The organism is Actinoallomurus sp. NPDC052308 (assembly GCF_040679195.1).
GTDB lineage: Bacteria > Actinomycetota > Actinomycetes > Streptosporangiales > Streptosporangiaceae > Actinoallomurus > Actinoallomurus liliacearum.
Genome location: NZ_JBFAUM010000001.1, coordinates 803,686 through 827,232 on the forward strand (window position 1 = coordinate 803,686; position 23,547 = coordinate 827,232).

The 23,547-nt window shown below is 70.8% G+C and carries 21 protein-coding genes; 11 read left to right on the forward strand and 10 right to left on the reverse strand.

Features of this window, described 5'->3' with window-relative positions; genetic code table 11:
- Positions 1 to 72: 72 nt before the first annotated feature.
- Both AB0L00_RS04075 and AB0L00_RS04080 read right to left on the reverse strand, forming a co-directional pair.
- Positions 73 to 2,547: a M4 family metallopeptidase gene (locus AB0L00_RS04075; protein WP_364427990.1), complete on the reverse strand. Its 2,475-nt coding sequence runs from the start codon at positions 2,545 to 2,547 to the stop codon at positions 73 to 75.
- Positions 2,548 to 2,701: 154 nt separating this feature from the next.
- Positions 2,702 to 5,449 carry an AAA family ATPase gene (locus tag AB0L00_RS04080; RefSeq protein WP_364427992.1) on the reverse strand — a complete coding sequence of 916 codons (2,748 nt, stop codon included), beginning with the start codon at positions 5,447 to 5,449 and terminating at the stop codon, positions 2,702 to 2,704.
- A gap of 307 nt (positions 5,450 to 5,756) precedes the next feature.
- Here AB0L00_RS04080 and AB0L00_RS04085 point away from each other — a divergent pair, with 307 nt between their 5' ends.
- Complete coding sequence (locus tag AB0L00_RS04085; protein WP_364427994.1) at positions 5,757 to 6,869, forward strand: nitronate monooxygenase family protein; 1,113 nt, start codon at positions 5,757 to 5,759, stop codon at positions 6,867 to 6,869.
- Between the two features lie 166 nt (positions 6,870 to 7,035).
- Here AB0L00_RS04085 and add read toward each other — a convergent pair whose 3' ends face one another.
- Both add and AB0L00_RS04095 read right to left on the reverse strand, forming a co-directional pair.
- Positions 7,036 to 8,049 (reverse strand): adenosine deaminase, encoded by a 1,014-nt coding sequence (gene add, locus AB0L00_RS04090; protein ID WP_364427997.1) that lies wholly within the window; start codon positions 8,047 to 8,049, stop codon positions 7,036 to 7,038.
- A gap of 138 nt (positions 8,050 to 8,187) precedes the next feature.
- Positions 8,188 to 8,577, reverse strand: coding sequence for a hypothetical protein (locus AB0L00_RS04095; protein ID WP_364428000.1), 390 nt, complete (start codon positions 8,575 to 8,577; stop codon positions 8,188 to 8,190).
- A gap of 183 nt (positions 8,578 to 8,760) precedes the next feature.
- On the opposite strand from AB0L00_RS04095, the gene AB0L00_RS04100 reads away from it, so the two are divergent.
- Positions 8,761 to 9,330, forward strand: a complete 570-nt coding sequence (locus tag AB0L00_RS04100; RefSeq protein ID WP_364428003.1) for a hypothetical protein — start codon at positions 8,761 to 8,763, stop codon at positions 9,328 to 9,330.
- A 185-nt stretch (positions 9,331 to 9,515) separates the two neighbouring features.
- Here the strand turns inward: AB0L00_RS04100 and AB0L00_RS04105 are convergent, their stop codons facing one another.
- The 4 genes from AB0L00_RS04105 to AB0L00_RS04120 all read right to left on the reverse strand — a co-directional run bounded on the left by AB0L00_RS04105 (position 9,516) and on the right by AB0L00_RS04120 (position 12,956).
- A complete protein-coding gene (locus AB0L00_RS04105; RefSeq protein WP_364428996.1) occupies positions 9,516 to 9,842 on the reverse strand; it encodes a multidrug efflux SMR transporter in 327 nt (108 codons plus the stop codon).
- Complete coding sequence (locus tag AB0L00_RS04110; protein ID WP_364428006.1) at positions 9,842 to 10,372, reverse strand: TetR/AcrR family transcriptional regulator; 531 nt, start codon at positions 10,370 to 10,372, stop codon at positions 9,842 to 9,844. Before AB0L00_RS04110 ends, AB0L00_RS04105 begins: the two co-directional genes overlap by 1 nt.
- Positions 10,373 to 10,472: 100 nt before the next feature.
- Positions 10,473 to 12,032, reverse strand: coding sequence for an OmpA family protein (locus AB0L00_RS04115; protein ID WP_364428009.1), 1,560 nt, complete (start codon positions 12,030 to 12,032; stop codon positions 10,473 to 10,475).
- Between the two features lie 111 nt (positions 12,033 to 12,143).
- The gene (locus AB0L00_RS04120) at positions 12,144 to 12,956 is read right to left on the reverse strand and encodes a crotonase/enoyl-CoA hydratase family protein (protein WP_364428012.1); all 813 of its coding nucleotides are present in this window, start codon (positions 12,954 to 12,956) and stop codon (positions 12,144 to 12,146) included.
- Between the two features lie 171 nt (positions 12,957 to 13,127).
- On the opposite strand from AB0L00_RS04120, the gene AB0L00_RS04125 reads away from it, so the two are divergent.
- From AB0L00_RS04125 to AB0L00_RS04150, 6 genes are all read left to right on the forward strand, one after another.
- Complete coding sequence (locus AB0L00_RS04125) at positions 13,128 to 14,678, forward strand: acyl-CoA synthetase (RefSeq protein WP_364428015.1); 1,551 nt, start codon at positions 13,128 to 13,130, stop codon at positions 14,676 to 14,678.
- Complete coding sequence (locus tag AB0L00_RS04130; RefSeq protein ID WP_364428018.1) at positions 14,668 to 15,612, forward strand: OB-fold domain-containing protein; 945 nt, start codon at positions 14,668 to 14,670, stop codon at positions 15,610 to 15,612. Before AB0L00_RS04125 ends, AB0L00_RS04130 begins: the two co-directional genes overlap by 11 nt.
- A complete protein-coding gene (locus tag AB0L00_RS04135; protein WP_364428021.1) occupies positions 15,609 to 16,634 on the forward strand; it encodes a thiolase domain-containing protein in 1,026 nt (341 codons plus the stop codon). The genes AB0L00_RS04130 and AB0L00_RS04135 overlap by 4 nt, the downstream gene beginning before the upstream one ends.
- Before the next feature lie 2 nt (positions 16,635 to 16,636).
- Complete coding sequence (locus AB0L00_RS04140; protein WP_364428999.1) at positions 16,637 to 17,794, forward strand: thiolase domain-containing protein; 1,158 nt, start codon at positions 16,637 to 16,639, stop codon at positions 17,792 to 17,794.
- Positions 17,795 to 17,824: 30 nt separating this feature from the next.
- A complete protein-coding gene (locus tag AB0L00_RS04145; RefSeq protein WP_364428024.1) occupies positions 17,825 to 19,414 on the forward strand; it encodes an acyl-CoA synthetase in 1,590 nt (529 codons plus the stop codon).
- A 102-nt stretch (positions 19,415 to 19,516) separates the two neighbouring features.
- The gene (locus AB0L00_RS04150; RefSeq protein ID WP_364428027.1) at positions 19,517 to 19,993 is read left to right on the forward strand and encodes a MarR family transcriptional regulator; all 477 of its coding nucleotides are present in this window, start codon (positions 19,517 to 19,519) and stop codon (positions 19,991 to 19,993) included.
- A gap of 52 nt (positions 19,994 to 20,045) precedes the next feature.
- On the opposite strand, the gene AB0L00_RS04155 is transcribed toward AB0L00_RS04150, so the two are convergent.
- Positions 20,046 to 20,543, reverse strand: coding sequence for an ATP-binding protein (locus AB0L00_RS04155; RefSeq protein WP_364428030.1), 498 nt, complete (start codon positions 20,541 to 20,543; stop codon positions 20,046 to 20,048).
- A gap of 212 nt (positions 20,544 to 20,755) precedes the next feature.
- On the opposite strand from AB0L00_RS04155, the gene AB0L00_RS04160 reads away from it, so the two are divergent.
- Together AB0L00_RS04160 and AB0L00_RS04165 are read left to right on the forward strand one after the other, a co-directional pair.
- Positions 20,756 to 21,616 (forward strand): helix-turn-helix transcriptional regulator, encoded by an 861-nt coding sequence (locus AB0L00_RS04160; protein WP_364428033.1) that lies wholly within the window; start codon positions 20,756 to 20,758, stop codon positions 21,614 to 21,616.
- Positions 21,617 to 21,645: 29 nt separating this feature from the next.
- Positions 21,646 to 21,753, forward strand: coding sequence for a DUF397 domain-containing protein (locus AB0L00_RS04165; protein WP_364428036.1), 108 nt, complete (start codon positions 21,646 to 21,648; stop codon positions 21,751 to 21,753).
- An 84-nt stretch (positions 21,754 to 21,837) separates the two neighbouring features.
- On the opposite strand, the gene AB0L00_RS04170 is transcribed toward AB0L00_RS04165, so the two are convergent.
- Positions 21,838 to 22,413: an XRE family transcriptional regulator gene (locus AB0L00_RS04170; RefSeq protein ID WP_364428039.1), complete on the reverse strand. Its 576-nt coding sequence runs from the start codon at positions 22,411 to 22,413 to the stop codon at positions 21,838 to 21,840.
- A gap of 227 nt (positions 22,414 to 22,640) precedes the next feature.
- On the opposite strand from AB0L00_RS04170, the gene AB0L00_RS04175 reads away from it, so the two are divergent.
- Positions 22,641 to 23,405 carry a hypothetical protein gene (locus tag AB0L00_RS04175; protein ID WP_364428042.1) on the forward strand — a complete coding sequence of 255 codons (765 nt, stop codon included), beginning with the start codon at positions 22,641 to 22,643 and terminating at the stop codon, positions 23,403 to 23,405.
- The last annotated feature ends 142 nt before the right edge of the window (positions 23,406 to 23,547 follow it).

A 23,547-nucleotide genomic window follows, 5' to 3' on the forward strand; every position in this document is an offset into this window, starting at 1 on the left:
AAATACATTTTAAACTGGTGTATTCTCCCGGCCCCCGGCGCCGACGCCGGCGCGCGCCCCGATGGATCACGGTCAGGATGCGTTGATGGCGACGTCGTCGAGCACGAAGCTCGTCTGCAGGCCCGAGTCCTCGGTGCCGCTGAACGATAGCGTCACGGTCTGGCCGGCGTAGGACGACACGTCGAAGGTCTTCTGCGTGTATCCGGACGCGGCGTCGACGTTGCTGTAGGTGGCCAGCGTGGTGCTGCCGACCTTGACCGTCAGCTTGTCGTAGACCGTGCTGCCGGTCTCGCTCGTGTCGATGTGCAGGTAGAAGCTGAGCGAGGCCTTGCAGCCGGACGGGATCGTCACCGACTGGGTGGCGCTGTCGGTGTGGGTGGTGCCGTAGCCGTCGAGCCAGGCGAAGTAGCTGCCCGAGTGCGAGGTCTCACCGCTGCCGTTGGCCGAGACGACGCCCGAGGTCGTCGTCCACGGTGAGGTGCCGCTCTCGAATCCGCCGTTGCTCACCTTGTTGCCCGGCGAGGAGCACCCGCCGCCGACCGGGTTCACCGTCCAGGTGAACGTCGTGCTGCCGGTCAGGTTGGAGGTGTTCTTCGCGGTCACGGTGACCGAGGAGGTCCCGGCCGTCGTGGGCGTGCCGGAGATCAGGCCGGTCGAGGCGTTGATCGACAGCCCGGCGGGCAGGCCCGTCGCGCTGTAGGTCAGCGTCTGCCCGTTCGGGTCGCTGGCCTGGATCTGCAGGCTGGCCGCGGTGCCGACCGTGCTGGTCTGGTTGCCGGGGTTGGTCACCGACGGCGCGCCGGGCTGGCCGGGGCAGGTGCCGGGGACCGGGTCGGAACCGGTGACGCTGACCGCCGCCCACGCGGCGTTCACGGTGTTGTACTCGGTGCAGTGCGTGCCGTACAGGTCGGCGGCGGCCTTCAGCGAGTCGGTGCGCGCTTGTGCGTAGTTCTCGCTGCTGTTGGCGTACGACGCGAGCGCCTTGTACCAGATCTTGCCGGCCTTGTCGTTGCCGATGCCGGTGACGGTGGAGCTGTTGCAGGTCGGGCTGTTGCCGTACCCGTGGTCACCGCTGCCGACGGCCAGCAGGAAGAACCAGTGGGACAGTGGGCCGAGCGAGTAGTGCGGGTCCAGCGAGCCGTTGCTGCTCGTGTAGCAGTTCGGCGAGCTGCCATCGAGCGAGGGGTTGTACATGTACCGCAACGGCTTGTTGTCGCCGTTGATGTTGATCAGCTCGCCCATCGTGTAGTCGGGCGTGTCCTTGGCGTTGTTCGCGTAGAACTCCACCATGGTGCCGAAGATGTCGCTGGTGCCCTCGTTCATGCCGCCGGTCTCGCCGGTCTCGTCCCAGCCGGTGAGCGCGCCGCTGACGCCGTGGCTCATCTCGTGGCCGGCGACGTCGAGCTCGACGAGGGGACGGGCGTTCCCGGAGCCGTCGCCGTACGTCATCTGGGAGCCGTCCCAGAAGGCGTTGACGTAGGCGTTGCCGTAGTGCGTACGGGACGGCACGCCCGCGCCGTTGCCGAAGATGCCGCTACGGCCCTGGACGTTCTTGTAGTAGTCGAACGTCTCGGCCGCGCCGTAGTGCGCGTCGACGCCGGCCGACGCCGCGTCGCTGTTGGTGCCGTTGCCGAACGTCCCGGTCGAGTTGCTGAACGTCGTCCCGGTGCCGCTCGTCGCGTGGTTCAGGTTCGTGGTGTACCCGTTGCCGTGCGACGGGTCCTTCATCGACCACGTGCTGCCCGACTGCGTCAGGTCGATCGACACCGTGCCGCTGTAGATCGAGTTCCCGGTGCCCGCGGTGAGGGCGTGGACCCCGCCGTTCGGCGCGGCCTTGGCGCGCGCCTCGGCGGCGGCCTGCTGGGCCGGCGACAGGAGGGTGTCGATCTCGTCCCGCTTGGTCACGACCTTGCCCTTGGTCGCGTCCACCAGGACGTGCAGGACGCTCGGCGTACGGTCGGCGCGCACGCCGCGTACGACGGTCTCCCAGACGAGCTGGGAGGACCGGCCGGTGGCCCACACGGCGAGGTGCGGCCTGCCGACCGAGGACACCGTGCCGGCCAGCTGCCCGCGCGAGGCGCGGGCCGCGTCGGCGGCGGCGACGTGCGGCGTCGTGGACACGGCCGCGGTGGGGGTGGCCGTGTTCAGCGCGCGGTACGCACCCCCGGGCTTGAGGTGCACGATCAGGTCGCCGCCGTAGACCGGCAGACCGTGGAACGTCCGGTCGAACCGCACGTCGGCCGCGCCGTTCTTGGCGACCACGACCGTGCGCGGCGTGAAGGCGTCACCCGACTTCACGTGCCCGGCGCTCTTGTGCGCCGCGAGGGCCTTGCGGGCGTCGGCGACGACCTGCTTGCGGGTGGTGGGGGAGGGGTTCACCGTGAAGTCGCTCGGCGTGAACGCCGAACGCCCCGCCGGCTGCGGTTTGGCGGGGGCTTTGGCGGGGACCTGGGACGGGGCGGCGGTGACGGCCGGAGCCGTCAGCAGTCCGCCCGCGACGGCGAGGACGGCCGTGGCCGACACCGTCGCGATGCGTCGTTTGGACATGAGCGGAGGGTTCCTTTCGCCAAGGGGTTGGCCCGCGCATGGCGGGCAGGCGGAAGGGGCAGGGTCTCGGCCCACCGGTTTGGAGGACCTTGCGCAGAGTGTCCGGTTCCGAAGGGAAGCTGAAAAGACTCTTCAAGGAGCCGTAGGGAAATCCCTACGCCGAGCGGTCCTCCGGGCGCGGGCTCGTGACGGCCCGGGTGAGGCCGACCCGGGAACGCACCCCGAGCTTGCGGTACGACCTGGTCAGCGCCGCCTCGACCGTCTTGATGCTCACGAACAGCCGGGCGGCGATCTCCCGGTTCGTCGCCCCCTCGGCGACGAGCGTGGCCACCCGGCGTTCCATGCCGGACAGCGCCCGCAGCGGATCGCCGTCGCCGGCCGTCGCCGGAACGCCGAGGTCGAGCCGGTCGAGCTCGGCGGTCACCGCCGCGATCCACGGCGCGGCCTTGGCGTGCAGGAGCACCCGGCGCGCCCCGTGCAGGGCCTCCCGCGCCGCCTGCACGTCTCCCGCGCGCAGGTGCAGGCGGCCGAGCTCGAGCCGCGCCCGGCCCTCGTCGACCGGATAGGGGAGTGTCGCCTGCGCCCGGACGGCCCGTGTCAGCACGGGTACGGCCCCGGCCGGGTCGCCGCGCGCGGCCAGGACGAGAGCGGCGGCCCGGTCCAGGGCGGCCAGCACGCTCGGCCGGCCGAGCCGGGCGGCCTGCCGCCTCGTCTCCTCGATCAGCTCGTCCGCCTCCGCGACCGCCCCGATCGCCGCGAGCGCCTCGGCGAGGTCGGCGTGCCAGCGCCGCAGTCCGGGCTCGGCCAGGCCCTGCGCGGCCTCCATGACGCGCACCCGACGCAGGGCGTCGGCGGCGCCGGCCGGGTCGCCGCGCAGCAGCCGGATGTGCCCCAGCGCGTGCAGCGTCGTCGGCAGGAACAGCAGGTCCCCGTCGTCCTCGCTGTGCCCGACACCGCGTTCGGCGGCGGCCAGGCCACGGTCCAGCGAGCCGCCCGCCGCCTCGGCGAACGCGACCGCGCACCAGGCCGGCCCCTGGCTCAGCTCGCTGTCCTGGGCCAGCCGCAGGCACTGGTAGGCCAGGTCGAGGGCGCGGTCGCAGCGGCCGCGCGCCATCTCGACCTGCGCGGAGCCGTACAGGCACATGAACAGGCTCTCCACCGCGCCGCGCTGGCGCACCGCGTAGGTCAGGGAGCGCAGCTCGCCGCGCGCCTCCTCCAGCCGGTCGTGCAGGAGGTGATGCCGGTAGCGCAGGTACACGGGGCCGTTGTGGCCGAGCCGGATCGCCGGGTCATGGGGCCCGGCCAGCGCCCGCGCCATCGTGCGTTCCGCCTCCGGCGACCCGATGTGGAACTCCGCCAGGGCCTGTTTGGTCAGGGCCAGCAGCTCGGTGCTGCGGTCGCCCGCCTCCGCCGCCAGCCGGGCCGCCGTCGCCGCCTCCGTGCGGGCCTTCGGCGCGGAGCCCTTGACGAGCCAGGCCCGCCAGGCGAGGCGGTAGTGCAGCGGGGCGAGCAGCGCCGGATCGTCCCGCGCGTCGGCGAGCGCGCGCGGGAACACCTCGTCGAGCTCGGCGAGGGCCTGCCCGCAGGAGTCCAGCAGCACGATCCACGCCCGCACCCGCTCGGCGGGCAGTACGGCCGCCCCCAGGACGTCCTCGGCGATGCCGCGCGCCATCGCGAACTCGCCCGCGGCGAGCGCGTCCTCGGCGGCGGTGAGCCGCAGCCCCGGCTCAGCCTCCGGCTTGGTGGTGCGCTCGGCGGCCAGGAGCCCCAGCCGCGCGGCGGCGGCGCGGGCCCCGCGCCGGCGCGCGGCGGTGGCGGCCTCGCCGAGGGTCTCGGCGACCTGGGCGTCCCGGCCCGGGGCGACGACCGCGAGGTGGTGGGCCCGCTCCACCGGGTCGGTGACCACGTCGGCGAGGGCCGCGTGGGCGGTGAGACGGTCCCGCTCGGCCGACTCCGCGTACAGCACCGCCGACAGCAGCGGATGCGTGAACCGGATGACGTCCCCGGGCGCGACGATCCCGGCGTGCCGCGCCTCGGCGATGTCCGCGGCGGCCTCCGGCCGGCCCGCGGCGCGCAGCAGGGCGAGCGTCGGGCGGGCCGCCGCGCAGGCGAGGAGCAGTGTCCGCCGCGCGCCGGAGGACAGCGCCAGCAGGCGGTCCATCATCAGCGTGCGCAGCCCGTCGGGCACCGGCAGCGGCGCCGCCGGATCGAGCGGTTCGCGGTGGTCGGCGAGCGCCCGGCCCAGCTCCAGGGCGAAGAACGGGTTGCCGTCACTGGCCCGGTGCACCTTGGCCAGGACCGCGCGCGGCAGCCGCAGGTCGCCGAGCAGCCCGCCGATCTCCGCGGCGGTCATCGCGGGCACCGGCAACGTCAGCACGGGCGACGGGCAGAGTTCCGGAGGGTCCTGCGGCTCGCCCGGGCCCGCGCGCAGGCCGACCAGGGCGCGCAGGGGCAGCCCTCCGGCGCGCCGGGCGATGAACGCCAGCAGCTCCGCGCTCGGCGCGTCCAGCCACTGCGCGTCGTCGACGACGAGGAGGACCGGCCCGGCGGCGCAGAGGGTGCGGAACGCCGCCAGCACGGCGACGCGCAGGCCGAGGACGTCGCGCTCGCCGACCGGGTCGTCGCGCCGCAGCAGCGCCGCCTCCAGGACGGCCCGCTGGTGCTTCGGGAGCGTGTGGAGGAGGTCGTCGCCGGTCTCGGCGAGCAGGTCGATGAGGCCGAGGAACGGCAGGTGCCGTTCGGTGGCCGACAGCGAGCAGCGCAGCACCTGGTGGTCGGTGAACCCGGCGGCCAGGGTCGCCAGCAGGGTGGACTTGCCGATGCCGGTCGGGCCGGTCAGCACGACGCTGCCGCCCACGGCGAGGTGGGCGCGGGCACGGGCGAGGAGGGGCTCGCGGTGCACCAGGGCAGGCGGAGACGGTCCCCTGACCGGTGGCCGCGTTGCCGCCGGCCGGGCGGCCGTTCCATTGGCTGATCCGAACGGATCGGTCATCTGTGCTGGCCTCCGGGCACCGCTCCCAGCGTGAGAGCCCCGACCGGGGGCAAGCTAACAATCGCCCATACCGTCGTCAACACCTCTGGTCGGGATATCAGCCGCAAGTCTGCTGTTACGTGTTACACCGTGTGCGACCGAGAACAAGCCTGGGCTTCTGAGAGAACCTAACTAGAACCTGTTGCAGTTAGCTGAATCGGCCCCTATGGTCGGGACTGTGCGGACACGGGTAACAGAACTCTTCGGCATCGAGTATCCGATCTTCGCTTTCAGCCACTGCCGCGACGTCGTCGCCGCGGTCAGCCGCGCCGGCGGGATGGGCGTCCTCGGCGCGCTCTACTTCACCCCCGAGCAACTGGAGACCGAGCTGGCGTGGATCGACGAGCACGTCGGCGGAAAGCCGTACGGCGTCGACGTCGTCATGCCCGCCACGTACGAGGGCGCGGACCTCGGTGACGCCGGCGAGCTGCTCGCCAAGCTCCAGGGCATGATCCCCGAACGCCACCGGCGGTTCGTCAACGACCTGCTCGAACGCCACGGCGTCGACCCGCTCACCGAGGAGGGCGCCGGCCACTACCTCCTCGGCTGGACCGACGCCACCGCCCGCCCCCAGGTCGAGGTGGCGCTGAAGCACCCGATCGCCCTCCTGGCCAACGCGCTCGGCCCGCCCCCGGCGGACGTCGTCGAGCAGGCCCACCAGCACGGCGTGAAGGTCGCCGGCCTGGCCAGCAACGCCCGCCACGCCCGCAAGCAGGTCGAGGTCGGCGTCGACATCATCGTCGCCCAGGGCACCGAGGCCGGCGGTCACACCGGCGACGTGGCGACGATGGTGCTCATCCCCGAGGTCGCCGACGCCGTCGGCCCCGACACCATCGTGCTGGCCGCGGGCGGCATCGGCCGTGGCCGCCAGCTCGCCGCCGGCCTCGCCCTCGGCGCCGAGGGCGTCTGGACCGGCTCCGTCTGGCTCACCGTCGAGGAGGCCGACACCCCCGAGGCGTCCCGCGACAGGCTCCTCGCCGCGACGTCCCGCGACACCGTCCGCTCCCGATCCTGGACCGGCAAGCCCGCGCGGATGCTCAAGACCGCCTGGACCGACGCCTGGGAGTCCCCGGAGTCGCCCGGCACCCTCCCGATGCCGATGCAGTTCATGCTCATCTCCGACGCGCTCCGGCGGATCAACCGCGCCGGCGCGGGCGAGCTGACGACCTTCCCGGTCGGCCAGATCGTCGGCTCGATGAACCAGGTCAAGACCGCCGCCCAGGTCATCTACGACCTCGTCGAGGAGTACGTCGAGACGATGGAGCGCCTGAACACCCTCACCGACTCCTGAGCCCCGGGTGCCGGCGGGCGTGGACCCGCGCCCGCCGGCGGCCCGCCACGGCACCCGTACGGACGGCTCGGTGAACGCGGCCGCACCGCCGCGTCTCCTCCCGGATCGTCGCGTTCCAGACGACGAGTCCTCCGGCCTTCACCGAGCCTTCGGTACGGCCACCGGCTCAGGCCGGCTGGACGGCGTCGATCTCGGCGAGGATCGCCCGCTTGCGGTCCTCGGCCAGGAACGAGGCGCGGACGCCGGCCCGGGCCAGGTCGGCGAGCTCCGCGCGGCCGAGCCCCAGGTCCCGCGCCGCCACGCGGTACTCGTTGGTCAGCGTCGTGTTGAACATCGGCGGGTCGTCGCTGTTCAGCGTCACGTACAGGCCCTCGGCCAGCATCCGGGGGAGCGGGTGCGCGGCGATGTCCGCAACCTGCTTGGTGCAGACGTTCGAGGTCGGGCACACCTCCAGCGGCAGTTGCGTCTCCCGCAGGTACGCCACCAGCTCCGGGTCGTCGAGGCAGTTGAGCCCGTGCCCGATCCGCTCGGCCTTCAGCTCCCGGATGGCCTCCCAGATCGTCTCCGGACCGCTCATCTCACCGGCATGCGGCACGCTGTGCAGCCCCGCGGCGACCGCCGCGCGGAACGCGTCCCGGATCGACTGCTGGTGCGAGAGCCGGTCCTGCTCGACGCCGCCGATGCCGAAGCCGACGAGCTTCTCCGGCGGGTGGTTCAGCGCGTGGTCGAGGGTCTTGCGGTCCGCGTCCTGCCCGAACTCGCCGGGGATGTCGAAGACGTAGGCGACCTCGATCCGGTCCGCCACCTCCCGGGCGGCGATGTCCAGCGCCTCGGTCACGGCGGGCATCGTCATGCCGACCGACACGTGGGAGTACGGCGTCACGGTCAGCTCGACGTAGCGGACGTTCTGCGCGGCCAGGTCCCGGGCCACGCCGGTGACCAGCGTCGCGACGTCCTCGGGCTCCCGGATCAGGCCGTTGACCGCGAAGTAGACCTCGGCGAAGTGCGGGAAGTCGCGGAACTCGAAGAACTCCCGCAGGGCCGCCTCGTTCGTCGGCACGTGGTGGCCGGTGTGCCGATGGGCCAGCTCCAGCACGGTGGGCACGGATGCCGAACCGACCAGATGAACGTGAAGTTCCACCTTGGGCAGCGCGTTGATGAAGTCATCGGTGACGGTCATGGCCGGGAAGCTAACAGCGCCAGATCGCCCCGAGCCAGAGATTTCCGCCGAACCTGACGCGGATTGGTCAAGTTCCGCGAATCCGGGACCATGACCCGCTGTGGGCCACGGCCCCGGACCCGGCCGAAGGGCCGACCGTCACCAGCGCAGGAGCCAGGCGAGGACGCGGCCGGCGACCAGGTACACGCCGGCGGCGAACAGCCAGTTCTCCGAGAGCTGCTTGCGCGCGTCGGAGTTGCGGAAGACGTCGTCGAACGGGGTCGCCAGCCAGGTGCCGGCGCGCAACACGGCGTGCACCACGCCGTTGCCCGGATTGGCGCCGCCCCAGGTCAGGGCGATGCCGAACAGCAGAACGAGAGTGATGGTCCAGGCGACCAGCCACACGAACGCGCTGAGCCCGTCGTGCCGCTGGAACCGCCGGACGCGCGTGGTGTTCCAGCGCCGGGTCCGGGCATCGCTCACCGCCGGACGCGAAGTCGTGGTCTCCTCGACCCGTCCGCGCCGACGCCGCCATATCTGCGTGGCCATCTGTTCCTCCTCAGAGGCCCGTGTTTTGACGGGTTTCTCCCTCAGAGAAAAGCCACTAAACGGTCACTTTATGTAATCACCTGCGGTGATCGGCGCTTCCTGGCATGTTGAGCAGCGAAATCGCAGGTCCGTTCGCCCTCGACCCGCGGAAGGAGAGGGGCGCTTCGCGCGGAGGAGGGCGCGTTGTCCTGGTGCGCTTTCGTCGACGAGTCCGAGTCCAACCGCAAACTCGACCCCGACGTCTACATCCTCGTTGCGTCGATCATGGAGCCGAACGCTCGCTGGCCGGTGCGGGAAGCGGTCGCGAGCCTAAGGCTCCCCGGGCAGCACAAAGTGCACTGGTATCACGAGTCTGACAAGCGACGCCGTCTCCTCATCGAGACGGTCATGTCGCTTGAGGTGCTTCATCTCGCTGTCGTTCGCATCGGGACAGCCGGAGAGACCTCGGAGCGTCGCCGACGTAAGTGCATGGAGCGCCTGTTCTTCGAGTTGTCCGGAATGGGTGTGCACAGCATCGTGTTCGAGGCGCGTGAGGCGCGGCAGAACCGCAATGACCTGAACCTCGTCAGAGCGTTGCGAGCGCGGCAGGAGATAAGCCCAGATATTCGAGTCGACCATGAATCTGGCCCTGAGGAGCCGCTTCTTTGGCTGCCAGACGTGGTGGCAGGTGCAGTGGTGGCCGCCCGTTGCGGGAATCCCGCCCACTTGGAACAGCTCACGTCACTCGTTACGGTGTGCGTAGTGAAGGCTTGAGAAAAGCGCAAGCCCGGGACCCCACCGTCCAGCGGGAACTTCCCGGGCTCACTTCCTGACCGCTTCGCGAAGCGGCGGCGTTGCTACCGATTGTGCTTCCTCTGCCGCTCTGCGTCAACCGCGATCGCGGACTCCGGTGTTGTCGGTGAGCGGCATGGCCGGCTTGGTCCAGCCCGTGACGCGGGTCACTGGTGGACTCCGCCGCCGAGGTTCATCACGATCACTCCGGCGATGACGATCGCCGCTCCGATGACGGTGGCCGGCCGGGCCTGCTCGCCGAACAGCAGGGCGCCGCCGACGAACGCCCCCACGGTGCCCAGCGCGGACCAGATCGCGTACACCGGGCCGACGTTCAGCCGGGTGAGCACCTTGGCCAGGAGGACGAAGGAGATCAGGTAGCCGGCCGCCACGATCAGCGACGGGCCGAGCCGGGAGAAGCCCTCCGAGGCGCGCAGCGACAGGGTCGCGGCGACCTCCGCGGCGATCGCCAGGGCCAGCAGGACGTACGGCATCACGTGCCCTCCTCGATCATCGCGGTCAGTCGCGCCCGTACCCCACGGTGGAGGTCGCCGCCGGGTGGGGCCAGGTCCAGCAGCCGGGCCATCCACCAGCCGTCGACCGCCAAGCGGACCAGGGTGGCCGTCGCCGGGTCGAGCCCGTCGTCGGCGAGCCGGCGCTGCCAGGTCTCGTAGTGCCGCCGCAGCGCGGCCAGCACCTCCGGCCCGCCCGACATCCCGGCCAGCAGGGCCACGGACACCTGGTCGGCGTGGTCCCGCGCGGGGGCGTCGGCGTCGGGGATGGTGGCGTCCAGCCAGGCCCGGGTGAAGGCGCCGGGCGGTGACCCGCCCGGCGGCAGTTCGGCCTCGAACCGGTCGACGAGGCGGTTCAGAACTCCCTCGAGCAACGCCTGCTTGGACCTGAAGTGGTGCAGCAGGCCGCCCTTGCTGACCCCGGCCTCGGCCGCGACGGCGTCCAACCGCACCGCGTCCGCTCCGGCGGACACGAGCAACCGCTCGACGGCGTCCAGGATCCGACCCCGCATACGTCCCCTCGATCACGAGTTACCGACCGTCCAGACGGTCGGGATCGTAGCGGGACGGCGTCCCGGGCGTCCACCGCTCAGCGCGATCGAGGAGTCGCCGTCAGGACTTCGACGCCTGGACCGGGACGTTCGGCACGGCGGGGAAGCCGGGGACCCGAACGGTGACGGTCCGCACGCCCGCGGGGAGCCGGAACATGTTCCAGCCGGCGAGGCTTCCCTGGGCGCGCACGACGTAGTCGCCCTGGCGGAGCGAGTATCCCGGGAACACCGCCTGCTGCCTGGTGTCCGTGACGTTCTTGTACTCGTCCTGGCCGACGCCCAGCACGATGCGACCCGGTCCGGCGTTGCGGAAGACGTCCGCCAGGTCGGTGGCGAACCCGGCCGGTATCGGGTGCCTGTTGACGTTGTGCAGCGTCCACGTGAGCACCGCGAAACCGTTCGGCTGGCGGATGAGGCCGGTGACGCCGAAGGTCATCGACTTCGGCCACGGCAGCAACGGGATGGGCCCCTTGCCGGCGTGCACCGAGGCGACCGCCGGAGCGTCGGGCTGTCCGGCCGGGTCCGCGCCGGCGGCGGGCAGCGGCCGCTTGTCCTGCGACGCCTGCGCCAAGGCGGCGAACGTGATGACGACACGCCGGTTCAGGGCGCGACCCGCGGGCTTGCCGTTGTCCGCGATCGGATCGGCCGACCCGTGTCCGGCGGCCGAGTACTGGATCCCCTGCCGTTTCACCAGTGTGCGCAGTGCCGCCCGGACGTTCTCGGCGCGCTTCTTGGAGAGCGGGAGGTTCACCGCGTCGGTGCCGGTGTTGTCGGCGTACCCGTCGACCGCGACGGTGGTGCCCGGCGACTTCTCGATCTTCGCGCTCACCTGCTTGAGCAGGGACTGCGCCTTCCCGGTCAGCTTCGCGCTGTTCGTCGCGAAGAGCACGTCGGAGGAGAGCCGGACGCTGGTCTTGCCGCCGCCCGTCGCGTCGGTCTCGTCGCCGTGCCGGACCGTGGTGACGAGCGGGTAGCTCTCCGGCGTGGCCGTGGGCGTCGTCACCGGGTTCAGCGGCGTGCCGCCCTGCCGCTGGTGCAGGACGTACGGGGCGTGCGCCGTGATCGGGACGTCCAGGAAGGGCGGCGTGTTCGGGAACACCACGATCATCTTCCCCGCGCCGCCCGCCGGCGCCGGGAAGACGGCGTCCAGATCGACCTGCTGCCCGGCCTTGACGTCGTTCAGTTCCGTGCACAGGCAGGCGCCGGACTGCGTGCGAAGCACCGGGTACTCGGTGGCGTGGCCGGAGTCCAGGAGAAGAGCGCCGCTCGGCGCGTGGTCCCCGGAGTGCGCCGGAGCGGCCCACACGGTCGGCGCGACCGCCGATCCCGGCCCCGCGGTGACGCGGAACCGGGCGACGACGCGGGCCGGCGCCACCTGGTCGAGTCCCAGGAGGTCGACCTTGAACGACTTGCCGGGCCAGGACATGTAGTGCGTGCGCAGCGGGGCGCCGTCGACCGCGACCACCCCCTGGGCGGACGGCTTCGCCGTGGGCGACGTCGCCGCGTCGCCGCCGGTCTCGTCATTGCAGCCGGCCGCCACGACGGCCACGGCCACCGCCGTGACGACCGTTCCCAGGCCGCGGTTGAACCCGCCCATCGCCACCCCATCCGTGGTGATCACGTCGAATCAGTCGCAGGATGGGACGGGAGGACGCCTTGTGCGGTTCCGTCCTGATCGCCGGACGCGGCGTCGGCTACCCGGTCGTTCCCGGCCGGCGGGCCGGAGAGCGCGTCACTCGCCCGTGAAGACGGCCGGGCGCTTCTCCTTGAACGCGCGGGCGCCCTCCTTGGCGTCGGCCGAGCCGATGACCGGCCAGCCGAGTTCGTCGGAGATCCGCAACGCGTCGGCCTCGGCCTGGCCCTCGGTCCGGCGGTAGGTCTCCAGGATCGCCTGGACGGCCAGCGGACCGCAGGACGCGATGTCGTCGGCGATCTCGCGGGCGGTCTTGAGCGCCTGGCCGTCCGGGACGATCCGGTTGATCAGGCCCATCCGCAGCGCCTCGCCCGGGGTGACGGACCGCCCGGTGAGCAGGATGTCCATCGCGAAGGCGTACGGGATCTGGCGGGGGAGCCGGATCGCGCAGCCGCCCATGGGGAACAGGCCGCGCTTCGCCTCGTACAGCCCGAGCGTGGCGCCCTCCGCGACGACGCGGATGTCGGTGCCGACCAGCAGCTCGGTGCCGCCGGCCACGGCGTACCCCTCGATCGCGCTGATCAGCGGCTTCTTCGGCTGCGAGTCGCGCAGGAGACCCTTCCAGTGGAAGTTCTCGATCTCGGACGCACGCCGCCGTACCCGCTCGTCCTCCGACGGCCGGCCCATGGCCTTCAGGTCGGCGCCGGCGCAGAACTGCCCGGCGGCCCCCGTGAGGATGCCGACCCGGACATCCGGGGTATCGGAGATGTAGGCCCACGCGTCGGCCATGCCGATGAGCATGTCGGTGCTGAGGGCGTTGCGGGCCTCGGGTCGGTTCATGGTCACGGTGACGACGTGGCCGTCGCGCTCGACCGTGCAGTGCGGGGTGCTGATGGGCAGTCGTTCCGCCATTGCCGTCCTCCCTGCTCGCGGCCGCGCATGAGGTCACGCGACGCTGAAACAAGAACGGATTCTAGTGACGCTCGTCGCATCTCAACAGGGCTTGCCGCACAAAACGAGAACGTGATCTACTGCGAGCGGAACCTCCGTACGACCGGTGCCGAGACGTACAGGGAGTAGTCCATGGGCTCGTTGGGCTTTTGGCGACTTGCGGCGAAGGACCCGGACTGGGTCGCGGCCGTGGATCCGGACGGGACCGAGTACCGCGCTGCGGACCTGCTCGCCCGGTGTGACCAGGTGGTCCACGGGCTGCGCGACCTCGGGCTGAGACCGGGCGACGGCGTCTGCGGGCTGGTGCCCAACGGCGTCGAGGGCCTCATCCTCTACCTCGCCGCGCTGCAGGCCGGCTGGTACTACACGCCGATCAACTGGCACCTGACCGGTCCGGAGATCGGCTACATCGTCGCGGACAGCGAGGCCAAGGCCTTCTTCGTCCACGAGCGGTACGCGGCCGAGGGCGCCCGGGGGGCGGAGGAGGCGGGGCTCGACCCGCGGCGGCGCTTCGCGTTCGGCGACGTGCCGGGCTTCCGGGACTTCGGCGAGCTGGTCGCCGGACAGCCGGACACGCTCCCGGAGGACCGCACGAACGGCGCGACGATGCACTACACGTCGGGGACCACGGGGCGGCCCAAGGGCGTCCGGCGCGCGCTGGCCGGGATCGACCCGGACGACAGCGCCGAGCTGATGACCTTCCTGCTGACGTTCTTCGGCTTCACGCCGGGCCCGCCGAACGCGCACCTGGTCACCTCGCCGAACTACCACACGGCGGTCACCCAGTTCGGCGGGTCGGCGCTGCACATGGGGCACACGCTCGTCTACATGGACCGGTGGGACGCCGAGGAGGCGCTGCGCCTCATCGAGCGGTACCGGATCACGAACACGCACATGGTGCCGACCCACTTCAAGCGCCTGCTGTCGCTGCCGGAGGAGGTGCGCAAGCGGTACGACGTCTCGTCGATGCGGTGGGCGATCCACGCCGCCGCGCCCTGCCCGGTGCCGCTCAAGCAGGCGATGCTCGACTGGTGGGGCGACTGTGTCTGGGAGTACTACGCGGCGACCGAGGGCGGCGGCACGATCGCGAGCCCGCAGGACTGGCGGGAGCACCCCGGGACCGTCGGCAAGGCCTGGCCGATCAGTGAGCTGCTGATCGTCGACGACGACGGCAACGAGGTCCCGCCCGGCACGCCCGGAACCATCTACATGAAGATGATGAGCGCCTCGTTCGAGTACAAGGGCGATCCCGCGAAGACGCAGGCGAACCGCCTCAAGGACTTCTTCACCGTCGGCGACATCGGCTACCTCACCGAGGACGGCCACCTGTTCCTGTCCGACCGCAAGGCCGACATGATCATCTCCGGCGGGGCGAACATCTACCCGGCCGAGATCGAGAACGAGATCGTCATCCACCCCAAGGTCGCCGACGTCGCCGTCTTCGGCATCCCCGACGACGAGTGGGGCGAGCAGATCAAGGCCGTGATCGAGCCCGCCGAGGGCGTCGCGCCGGGGCCGGAACTGGCCGAGGAGATCCTCGCCTCCCTGGACGGCCGGCTGGCCCGGATGAAGTGGCCGCGGTCGTTCGACTTCATCGAGCGGATGCCGCGCGAGCCCAACGGAAAACTCCTCAAACGCAAGCTGCGGGACCCGTACTGGAAGGACCGCAAGAATGCCATCTGAGCCCCCGGAACCGCTGGTCGCCGACCACGCCCTGGAATTCCCCGGCGGCTACACCCGGTCGGTCGGCCCGGTGATCGGCCGGTTCCTCACCGAACTGCGCGACGGCCGCCTCGTCGGGGTCCGTACGGCCTCCGGCGGGGTGCTGTTCCCGCCGGCCGAGTACGACGCGGACGGCGAGGCGGTCACGGACGAGTACGTCGAGGTCGGGCCCGGCGGCACGGTGACGTCCTGGTCGTGGGTGTCGCGGCCGCGCGCGGTCCACCCCCTGGACCGGCCGTTCGCCTGGGCGCTGATCCGGCCCGACGGCGCCGACACCGCCCTCCTGCACGCCCTCGACGTGGGGACGTTCGAACCGGGCGCCGACCCGCCGAAGTCCCTGCGCACCGGCATGCGCGTACGGCCGAGGTTCCGGGCCGAGCGGACCGGGTCGATCCGGGACATCGAGTGCTTCCGGCCCGACGTCACGATGATCACGGCGCCGAGCCGGGCGGAGTACCGCTTGAACGCGGGCCGGGCGCTGACGAGGTTCCTCGACGGGGTGTCGGAGGGCCGCCTCCTCGGCCACCGCTGCGACGTCTGCGGCAAGGTCTACGTGCCGATGCGCGGGCTGTGCCCGGTCGACGGCGTGCCCACGACCGAGGAGGTGGAGGTCGCCGGCACCGGCACGGTCACGACGTTCGCGGTGAACAACATCCCGGACCCGCGCGCCCCGCAGGTGCCGTTCGTCTCGGCGTACATCCTGCTCGACGGCTCCGACATCTCCCTGCTCGCGCTGGTCGCCGGCATCGACGCCGACCGGGTGCGGATGGGCATGCGGGTCAAGGCGGCCTGGAAGCCGCGCGAGGAGTGGGGCCGGACCATGGAGAACATCAAGTGGTTCGAACCCACCGGCGAGCCCGACGTCCCCTTCGACGACATCAAGGAGTACCTGTGACGAGGGACGTCGCGGTCGTCGCGTTCGCGCAGACGAAGCACACGGGCGAGGACGCCGGGCTGACCGAGGTCGAGCTGCTCGCCCCCGTCATCACCGAGATCAAGCAGGCCACCGGGCTGAACCGCTTCGGGTTCACGTGCTCCGGCTCGCTGGACTACCTCGCCGGGGCGCCGTTCTCGTTCGTGTCCGCGCTGGACACGGTCGGGGCCTGGCCGCCGATCTCCGAAAGCCACGTCGAGATGGACGGCGCGTGGGCGCTGTACGAGGCGTGGGTCCGCCTGCAGCACGGCGACGTCGACACCGCGCTGGTGTACGGCTTCGGCAAGTCCTCCCAGGGGTCGCTGCGGGAGATCATGACGTTGCAGCTCGACCCGTACTACCTGGCACCGCTCGGCCCCGACCAGGTGTCGCTCGCCGCGCTGCAGGCCCGCGCGTTCCTGGACGCCGGGCACAAGGAGGACGACCTGCGCGCCGTGGCCGCCCGGTCCCGCGAGGCGGGGCGCGCCAACCCGTACGCCCTCGACCTGCCCGACCCGGCGGACGAGGGCTACGAGGTCGCGCCGCTGCGGCCGTACGACTGCGCGCCGATCACCGACGGCGCGGCGGCGGTCGTGCTGGCCGCCGGCGACCGCGCCCGGGAGCTGATCGAGCGCCCGGCCTGGATCCGCGGCATCGACCACCGGATCGAGGCGCACTCCCTCGGCGTCCGCGACCTGAGCCGCTCGGAGTCGGCCGCGCTGGCCGCCGCGAAGGCGGGCGCGCGGGACGTCGAGGTGGCCGAGCTGCACGCGCAGTTCAGCCACGAGGAACCGATCCTCAGGGAGGCGATCGGCCTGGCCGACGACGTGCGCGTCAACCCGTCCGGCGGACCGCTGGCCGCGAACCCCGTCATGGCCACCGGTCTCATCCGGGTCGGCGAGGCCGCGTCGTGGATCCACCGCGGCGAGGCCCGCCGCACGCTCGGGCACGCGGCGTCCGGGCCGTGCCTGCAGCACAACCTCGTCTGCGTCCTGGAGGCATGAGGATGGGAAACGCCTGCGCGGTGATCGGGGTCGGCCAGACCAAGTACCGCACCAAGCGCACCGACGTGTCCATCGCCGGGCTCGTACGCGAGGCGGCGCTGCGCGCCCTCGAGGACGCCGGGCTGACGTGGAAGGACATCGACGCGGTCGTCATCGGCAAGGCGCCCGACCTGTTCGAGGGCGTCATGATGCCCGAGGCGTACCTCGCGGACGCGCTCGGCGCGCGCGGCAAGCCGATGATCCGCGTGCACACCGCCGGGTCGGTCGGCGGGTCCACCGCCCTCGTCGCGGCGAGCCTCGTACAGGCCGGCGTGCACGACCGCGTGCTCGTCGTCGCCTGGGAGAAGCAGTCCGAGTCGAACGCGACCTGGGCGCTGTCGACGCACCCGCCGCTGTCGCCGACGATCGTCGTGGGGGCGGGCGGCTACTTCGCCCCGCACATCCGCGCGTACATGCGGCGGACCGGCGCGCCCGACCACATCGGCACGCTCGTCGCGGTCAAGGACCGGCAGAACGCCCTGAAGAACCCCTACGCCCACCTGCGCATCCCCGGCATCTCCCGCGAGATGGTCGAGTCGACGCCGATGCTGTGGGAGCCGATCCGCTACCTCGAGACCTGCCCGTCCAGCGACGGCGCGGCCGCGATGGTGCTCGCCTCCGAGGACGCCGCCCGCCGGGCCCCGAACCCGCCCGCCTGGGTGCACGGCACCGCCATGCGCTCGGAGCCGATCTTCTTCGCGGGCCGGGACACCGTGAGCCCGCAGGCGGGCAAGGACTGCGCCGCCGACGTGTACCGGCAGGCGGGCATCACGGACCCGCGCCGCGAACTGGACTGCGCCGAGGTGTACGTCCCGTTCTCCTGGTACGAGCCGATGTGGCTGGAGAACCTCGGCTTCTGCGGCGACGGCGAGGGCTGGAAGCTCACCGAGAGCGGCGCGACCGCCCTCGACGGCGACATCCCCTGGAACGCCTCGGGCGGCGTGCTGTCGTCCAACCCGATCGGCGCGTCCGGTCTCATCCGCTTCGCCGAGGCGGCCCTGCAGGTACGCGGGCTGGCCGGCGAGCACCAGGTCGAGGGCGCGCGCAGGGCCCTCGGACACGCGTACGGCGGCGGCGCGCAGTTCTACGCGATGTGGGTCGTCGGCTCCGACCGACCCTGATCCCCCGGACCGGCCCTACGGAGGCCCGCGATGGAGTTCAACCACGCCGACCTGTTCGAAGGACTCGCGGAGGCGATCGGCGAGCGCACCGCCGTGGTCGTCCACGACTCGGCCGGCGGCACGGAACGCCGGACGTACGCCGAGCTGGACGAGGAGGCGGACCGGCTGGCGCGTCATCTGCGCGCGGCGGGCGTCGAGCCCGGCGGGCACGTCGGGATCCAGCTGTACAACGGCGTGGAGTACGTGGCGGCGCTGCTCGCCGCGCTGAAGATCCGCGCCGTGCCGGTCAACGTCAACTACCGGTACGTCGAGGCGGAGCTGGAGTACCTCTACTCCGACGCCGACCTGGTGGCGCTGGTGTACGACGCGGAGTTCGAGGACCGGGTCGAGGCGGTGGCGTCCCGGGTGCCGTCGCTGCGGCACCGGATCGTCGTCGGCGGGGAGTCCCCGCACGCCGTGTCCTACCGCGACGCCCTGGCGGAGTCGCCGGCCGCGCGGGACCTCCCGGAGCGGTCCGGCCAGGACGTCTACATCATCTACACGGGCGGCACGACCGGCATGCCCAAGGGCGTGATGTGGCGGTGCGAGGACCTGTTCATGGCGTTCGGCGGCGGCAACCCGTACGGCGAGCCGCGGAAGACGCCCGACGAGGTGATCGAGGCAGCCAAGGGCTCCGGGCCGCTCGTGATGATGGCGGCCGCGCCGCTCATGCACGGCGCCGCGCAGATGGCCACGTTCATCGGCTGGTGGATGGGCGCGACGATCGTCTACACGCGCCGCTTCGACGCCGTGGAAGTGCTGCAGGCGATCGAGGCCGAGAAGGTCTTCACGATCAACATCACCGGCGACGCGATGGCCCGGCCGCTCGCCGACGCCATCGCGGCCGGATCGCATGACCTGAGCCCGCTCGGCGTGCTCAGCTCCACGGGGGCGATCCTGTCGGGCTCCGTCCGGGACCGGCTGCAGGAGCTCCTGCCGAACGTGATGATCCTCGACAACTTCGGATCCTCGGAGTCGGGCTTCACCGCGTCCGGCGTCGAGGGGTCCTCCCCGGAGTCGGGCATGCGCTACCGGCCGAACGACCCGCGGCTACGGGTGCTGGACGACGCGCTGAAGGAGGTCGAGCCGGGCTCCGGCGTGATCGGGCAGGTCGCAAAGAGCGGCCACATCGCCTTCGGCTACTACAACGACCCCGCGAAGACGGCGAAGACGTTCGTCGAGGTCGACGGGGTGCGCTGGCTGCTCACCGGGGACATCGCGACGGTCGAGGCGGACGGCACGATCGCGATCTTCGGCCGGGGCTCGCAGTGCATCAACACCGGCGGGGAGAAGGTCTACCCCGAGGAGATCGAGGCGGTCCTCAAACGCCACCCCGCGGTCTTCGACGCGCTGGTCACCGGCATCCCCGACGAGCGGTTCGGCAGCCGCGTCGCCGCCGTCGTCCAGCCGTACGGCGAGCCGCCGGCCGTGGCCGACCTCGACGCCCACTGCCGCGGCGTCCTGTCCGGCTACAAGGTCCCCCGGACGTACGCCTTCGTGCCGGAGATGCAGCGCTCCCCGGCCGGCAAGGCCGACTACCGCTGGGCCAAACAGATCGCCGAGCGCGCCGCCAGACCATGAGATCGGTCGCGTCGCGGGTCGGAACTTCCCTGGCCACGGATAGAATGAGCGAGGAAAGCTCTAAATGAGAGCGTCCTGAGCCCCGGCCGGAAGTGAGGTTCGATGGCGGCGTCCGAGCGTGCGGAGCTCATCGCGGAGCTGAGTCACCAGGCCCGGGTGAGCACCGTGTGGACGGTGCTGCTGCACAACGCCATCGCCAGCCGGTCGGGCATCAACGTCACCGACATGCAGTGCATCAACCTGCTGCAACTGCGCGGGCCGATGACACCGGGACAGCTCGCGGACGCCATGTTCCTCACCACCGGCGGAGCCATCACCGCCGTGATCGACCGGCTGGAGCGGGCCGGGATGGTGCGGCGCCGCCGGGACGACCAGGACCGGCGCCGGGTCATCGTCGAGGCGCTGAAGGACGGTCCGGTCACCGAGCTCGGCCGGCGCTTCCTGCCGGTGGCAGAGCTGTACGAGAAGGCCATGGCCGACTACACCGACGAGGAACTACGGGTCCTGATCCGCTACCTCACCCGCAACAACACCGAGATCTCGCCCAGCGTCATCGAACGGGTGAAAGGACTCGACTGACCGCCTGTGGTCGCCCTCCCGGATCGGTCGGCGACTTGCTGCCTTCCCCGGCTCATGCAGGGGCATGGCGGGCTGTGAGTTCCGCGACTGTGAGGGTGACTCCCGGAGCCGCGATGACGACGTGGACGGTTTTGCCATGCTCCGCGTAGGTGACCCATCGATCGGCGGCGTGCTGGTCGACGATGGTCAGGCCGCGGCCATGCTCGGCGAGCAGGCCGCCCTGATCGGGCGCGGGCATCGGCCGGTGATCGGGGTCGGTGACGGCCAGGTGCACGTATCGGGCGGTGGCCAGCAGTTCGACTCCGATCGGATAGCTGTCGTCCGGCCATGCGCGTAGGGCCATAGCGGCGCGGATGGCGTTCGTCACCAGTTCGCTGACGATGAGAGCGATCTCGTAGGCGTCGAACGGATACCCGAACACCGCCGTACTGGCGAAGGCGCGGGCCTTCGAGGCGTACTCCGGCCGCGCGCGCAGCGCCAGCCATGAGGGACGGCTTGCCGCGATCGGGGGATCGGCGTGGCCGGGAACGACCGTCGGGTCGAGTGTCACAGGAAGATCACTCCTGTCGCATGTCGGTCGGCGTGCCGCATGTGCACGGACAGTGCCAGAATCATCACTCTCAGAGAGGACTGGACGACACAATGCTCCCTGCGGGAAGAAAATTCAATCCTCTAAATTAAAGGCGTCACTTATGTGTCGCATGTCGGGTTCGTAAGCCGCCTGTGGCCTACGATCGCTACACCTCACCCATGGAGAGAGCCATGACCGACCGGCGTGGGCTCAGTCCCACAGTTCGCCGACGGCGGGTCGCCGCCGAAATGCGGGAACTGCGTAGAACGAGCGGTATGTCCGCCGCCGACGTCGCAGCGGCACTCGGCTGGAGCGAATCCAAGGTGCTCTACATAGAGAGCGGCAAGGGCGTGCGGCCTAATCCGCGCGACATCGAAGACCTGTGTGAAAAGGTCTACAAAGTCACTGATGAGCGACGGGATTACTACGTCAAACTCGCTCGGGACGGTCGCCTCAAGGGCTGGTGGCAGTCTTACGACAAGATGCTCAGCCGCCCGTACACCACCTATATCGGCCTGGAAGCCGAGGTGTCTGTCATCGCATCGTTCGAGGCGATGGTTATTCCCGGTCTGCTCCAGACTCCCGACTATGCGCGAGCCCTGTTCGCCGGTTCGGTACCTTCGCTGAAGGACGTCGAGATCGACGACCTCATCACTGTTCGCATGCAGCGGCAGCAGATCCTTCGGGCCTCAGATCCGGCTCACCTGCACTCCGTGGTCGACGAGGGCGCGATCCGCCGCATCGTCGGTGGTCCCGACGTGATGCGCGCTCAATTGAAGCGTCTCCTGGAACTCGCGGAACGACCCAACATTACCCTCCAGGTCATGCCGTTTGACGCGGCCACGCATCCTGCCCTGGCCGGGAGCTTCACGGTTTTGCAGTTCGCCGACGCTGCGGACGCGCCGGCCGTCTACATCGAAACGATGTCGGGGGAACTCTTCATTGAAGAGGGGGTCGAGCAGTATACGGCTGCGTTCGACCGCTTGAGGGAGACGGCGTTGAGTCCTAAGGATACGATCGCGGTGATCGCTGCTGTCACAGCGACGATCTAGGTCCCCCAACGCGAGCGAGGTCTGTTCCCATGCTCTACGCGAGCGACAATACCGAACTGACGTGGCGGAAGAGCGTCCGGAGCACTGACAAGGGTGCGTGCGTCGAGGTTGCGATCGCGCTGTCGAGACACCAGTAGGCGGTGTTTCGGCGTACCTTCTCGGACAGCAGCAGCTGACTCAAGGCGTCACCTTAGAGACCGGGAATCTCCGTCTGTCAGGGCTCAGCCGATGGCCGGTGAGGCGATGACGACGGTGACGTCCGCCGGGACGTCGTCGGTGCGGTAGGCGTGCGGGGCGTCTCCGGCGAAGGCCAGCAGGTCCCCCGCGTCGAGCGACCGCGGATCCTCGGTCGGGCCGGCGACGAGCCGCCCGGAGGCGACGAGAAGGTGCTCGATCGTGCCCGGCGCGTGGGGCACGCCGTCGACGGAGGTCTGCGCCGGGAGACGGAGCCGCCAGAGTTCGAGGCTGTGACCGCCGCTGATGCGCCGGAGCAGCTCCCGGGTCGGGCCCTCATCGCTCGCGGCGGTCGCGGCGAGGTGAACGGTGTCCGGCGACGCGTCGCGGGTCAGCAGGTCGGTGAGCGGGATGCTCAGCGCGACGGCGATGGCGTCGAGCGTGTCGATCGTGGGGTTGCCGGCGCCGGCTTCCAGTTGCGACAGCGTCGCCTTGCTCAGTCCGGTGCGCCGCGCCAGTTCCGCCTGGCTCATCCCGCGCTGCCGGCGGCGGCGCTGGATCTGCGCCCCGGCGGCGGCCGCCGCGCTGCTGGCCGCCCGGCGTTCCCGGTCGGGAGCGGTCACCGTCGCGGCCTGTGGGATGCATTAACGTCCGCCAGGGTGACCGGCCTCATCCACTCCATCCGGCTGCGGCTCAACGGTCGGCAGTGCGCGATCAGACGAGGCCTGGCTTCTGGTCTTTTGGCAGATCGGTGATGTCATGGTCACAGCGACGTTGCCATGGCTGATCACTTCAGGACTGTAGAGGCGAAAGGAGCACAAACAAGATACTAAGCACGAGGAGTTCTCGCATGTCCGAGATCACCAACACCACGTCACCGCTTACCGTCGACGCTCGGGCGATTTCCTTCCTGGACCGCCTGCGGGCTCGCGTCGTCTTCGGGAAGTACGACGACTACGTCGACGCGCGCAACGCCGGTGTCACCCACGCGGAGGCGGTGGAGGCTCACCGCACGGGTATTTCCCTCTGGGACTACACCGACGCGCGAACCTCCGGTGCCACCCACGCGGAGGTGTTGGAGGCGTACGGCAACGGAATCGACGTAGAGCCCTACGCCGTCGCGCGGCGGGAGTTCGGTGCCTCTCATGAGGAGGCCCTGCTGGGCCACGCCAGCGGGTTCGATGTCATCAATTACGCCCACGCGCTGGAGGTCGGCGCCTCGCACGCGGAGGTGCTGGAGATCGAGGCGAACGGCATCCACGTGGGTGCCTACGCCCTTGCCCGCGAGAGCCGGCGTGCTCCCTCCCACACAGAGGTCTTGGAGGTCCACGCCAAGGGCATCGACGTGGGTGAGTACGCGTGGCTTTTGTCTATCGCCTCTCACGAGGAGGTGTTGGACGCCTACGCCAAGGGCGTCGACCTGGAGATCTACCGCAACGCTCGTCGTTACGACGACGAGTGGGGGTCTCTGTCTCACGAGGAGGCTCTGGAGGTCTGCCTCAAGGGCCTCGACTGGCCGGAGTATGCCTCCCTGAGGGGCGACTACGGACGCTCTCACAACGAGGCGATCGCCTCGCTGGTTTCCGCCGACCGCGGAGACCTGGAAGAAGACTGACAGAGCCACTGCTGGCTCTGCGCCACAGCCCTCCGCTTCCAAGGCGGAGGGCGTGTCATCGCGACAGGTGACCCACTGGGCACCCGCGCGTTGAAGTGAACCGGCCTGCCCTCACTGGGCGGGCCGGTTCTCATGCCGGAGT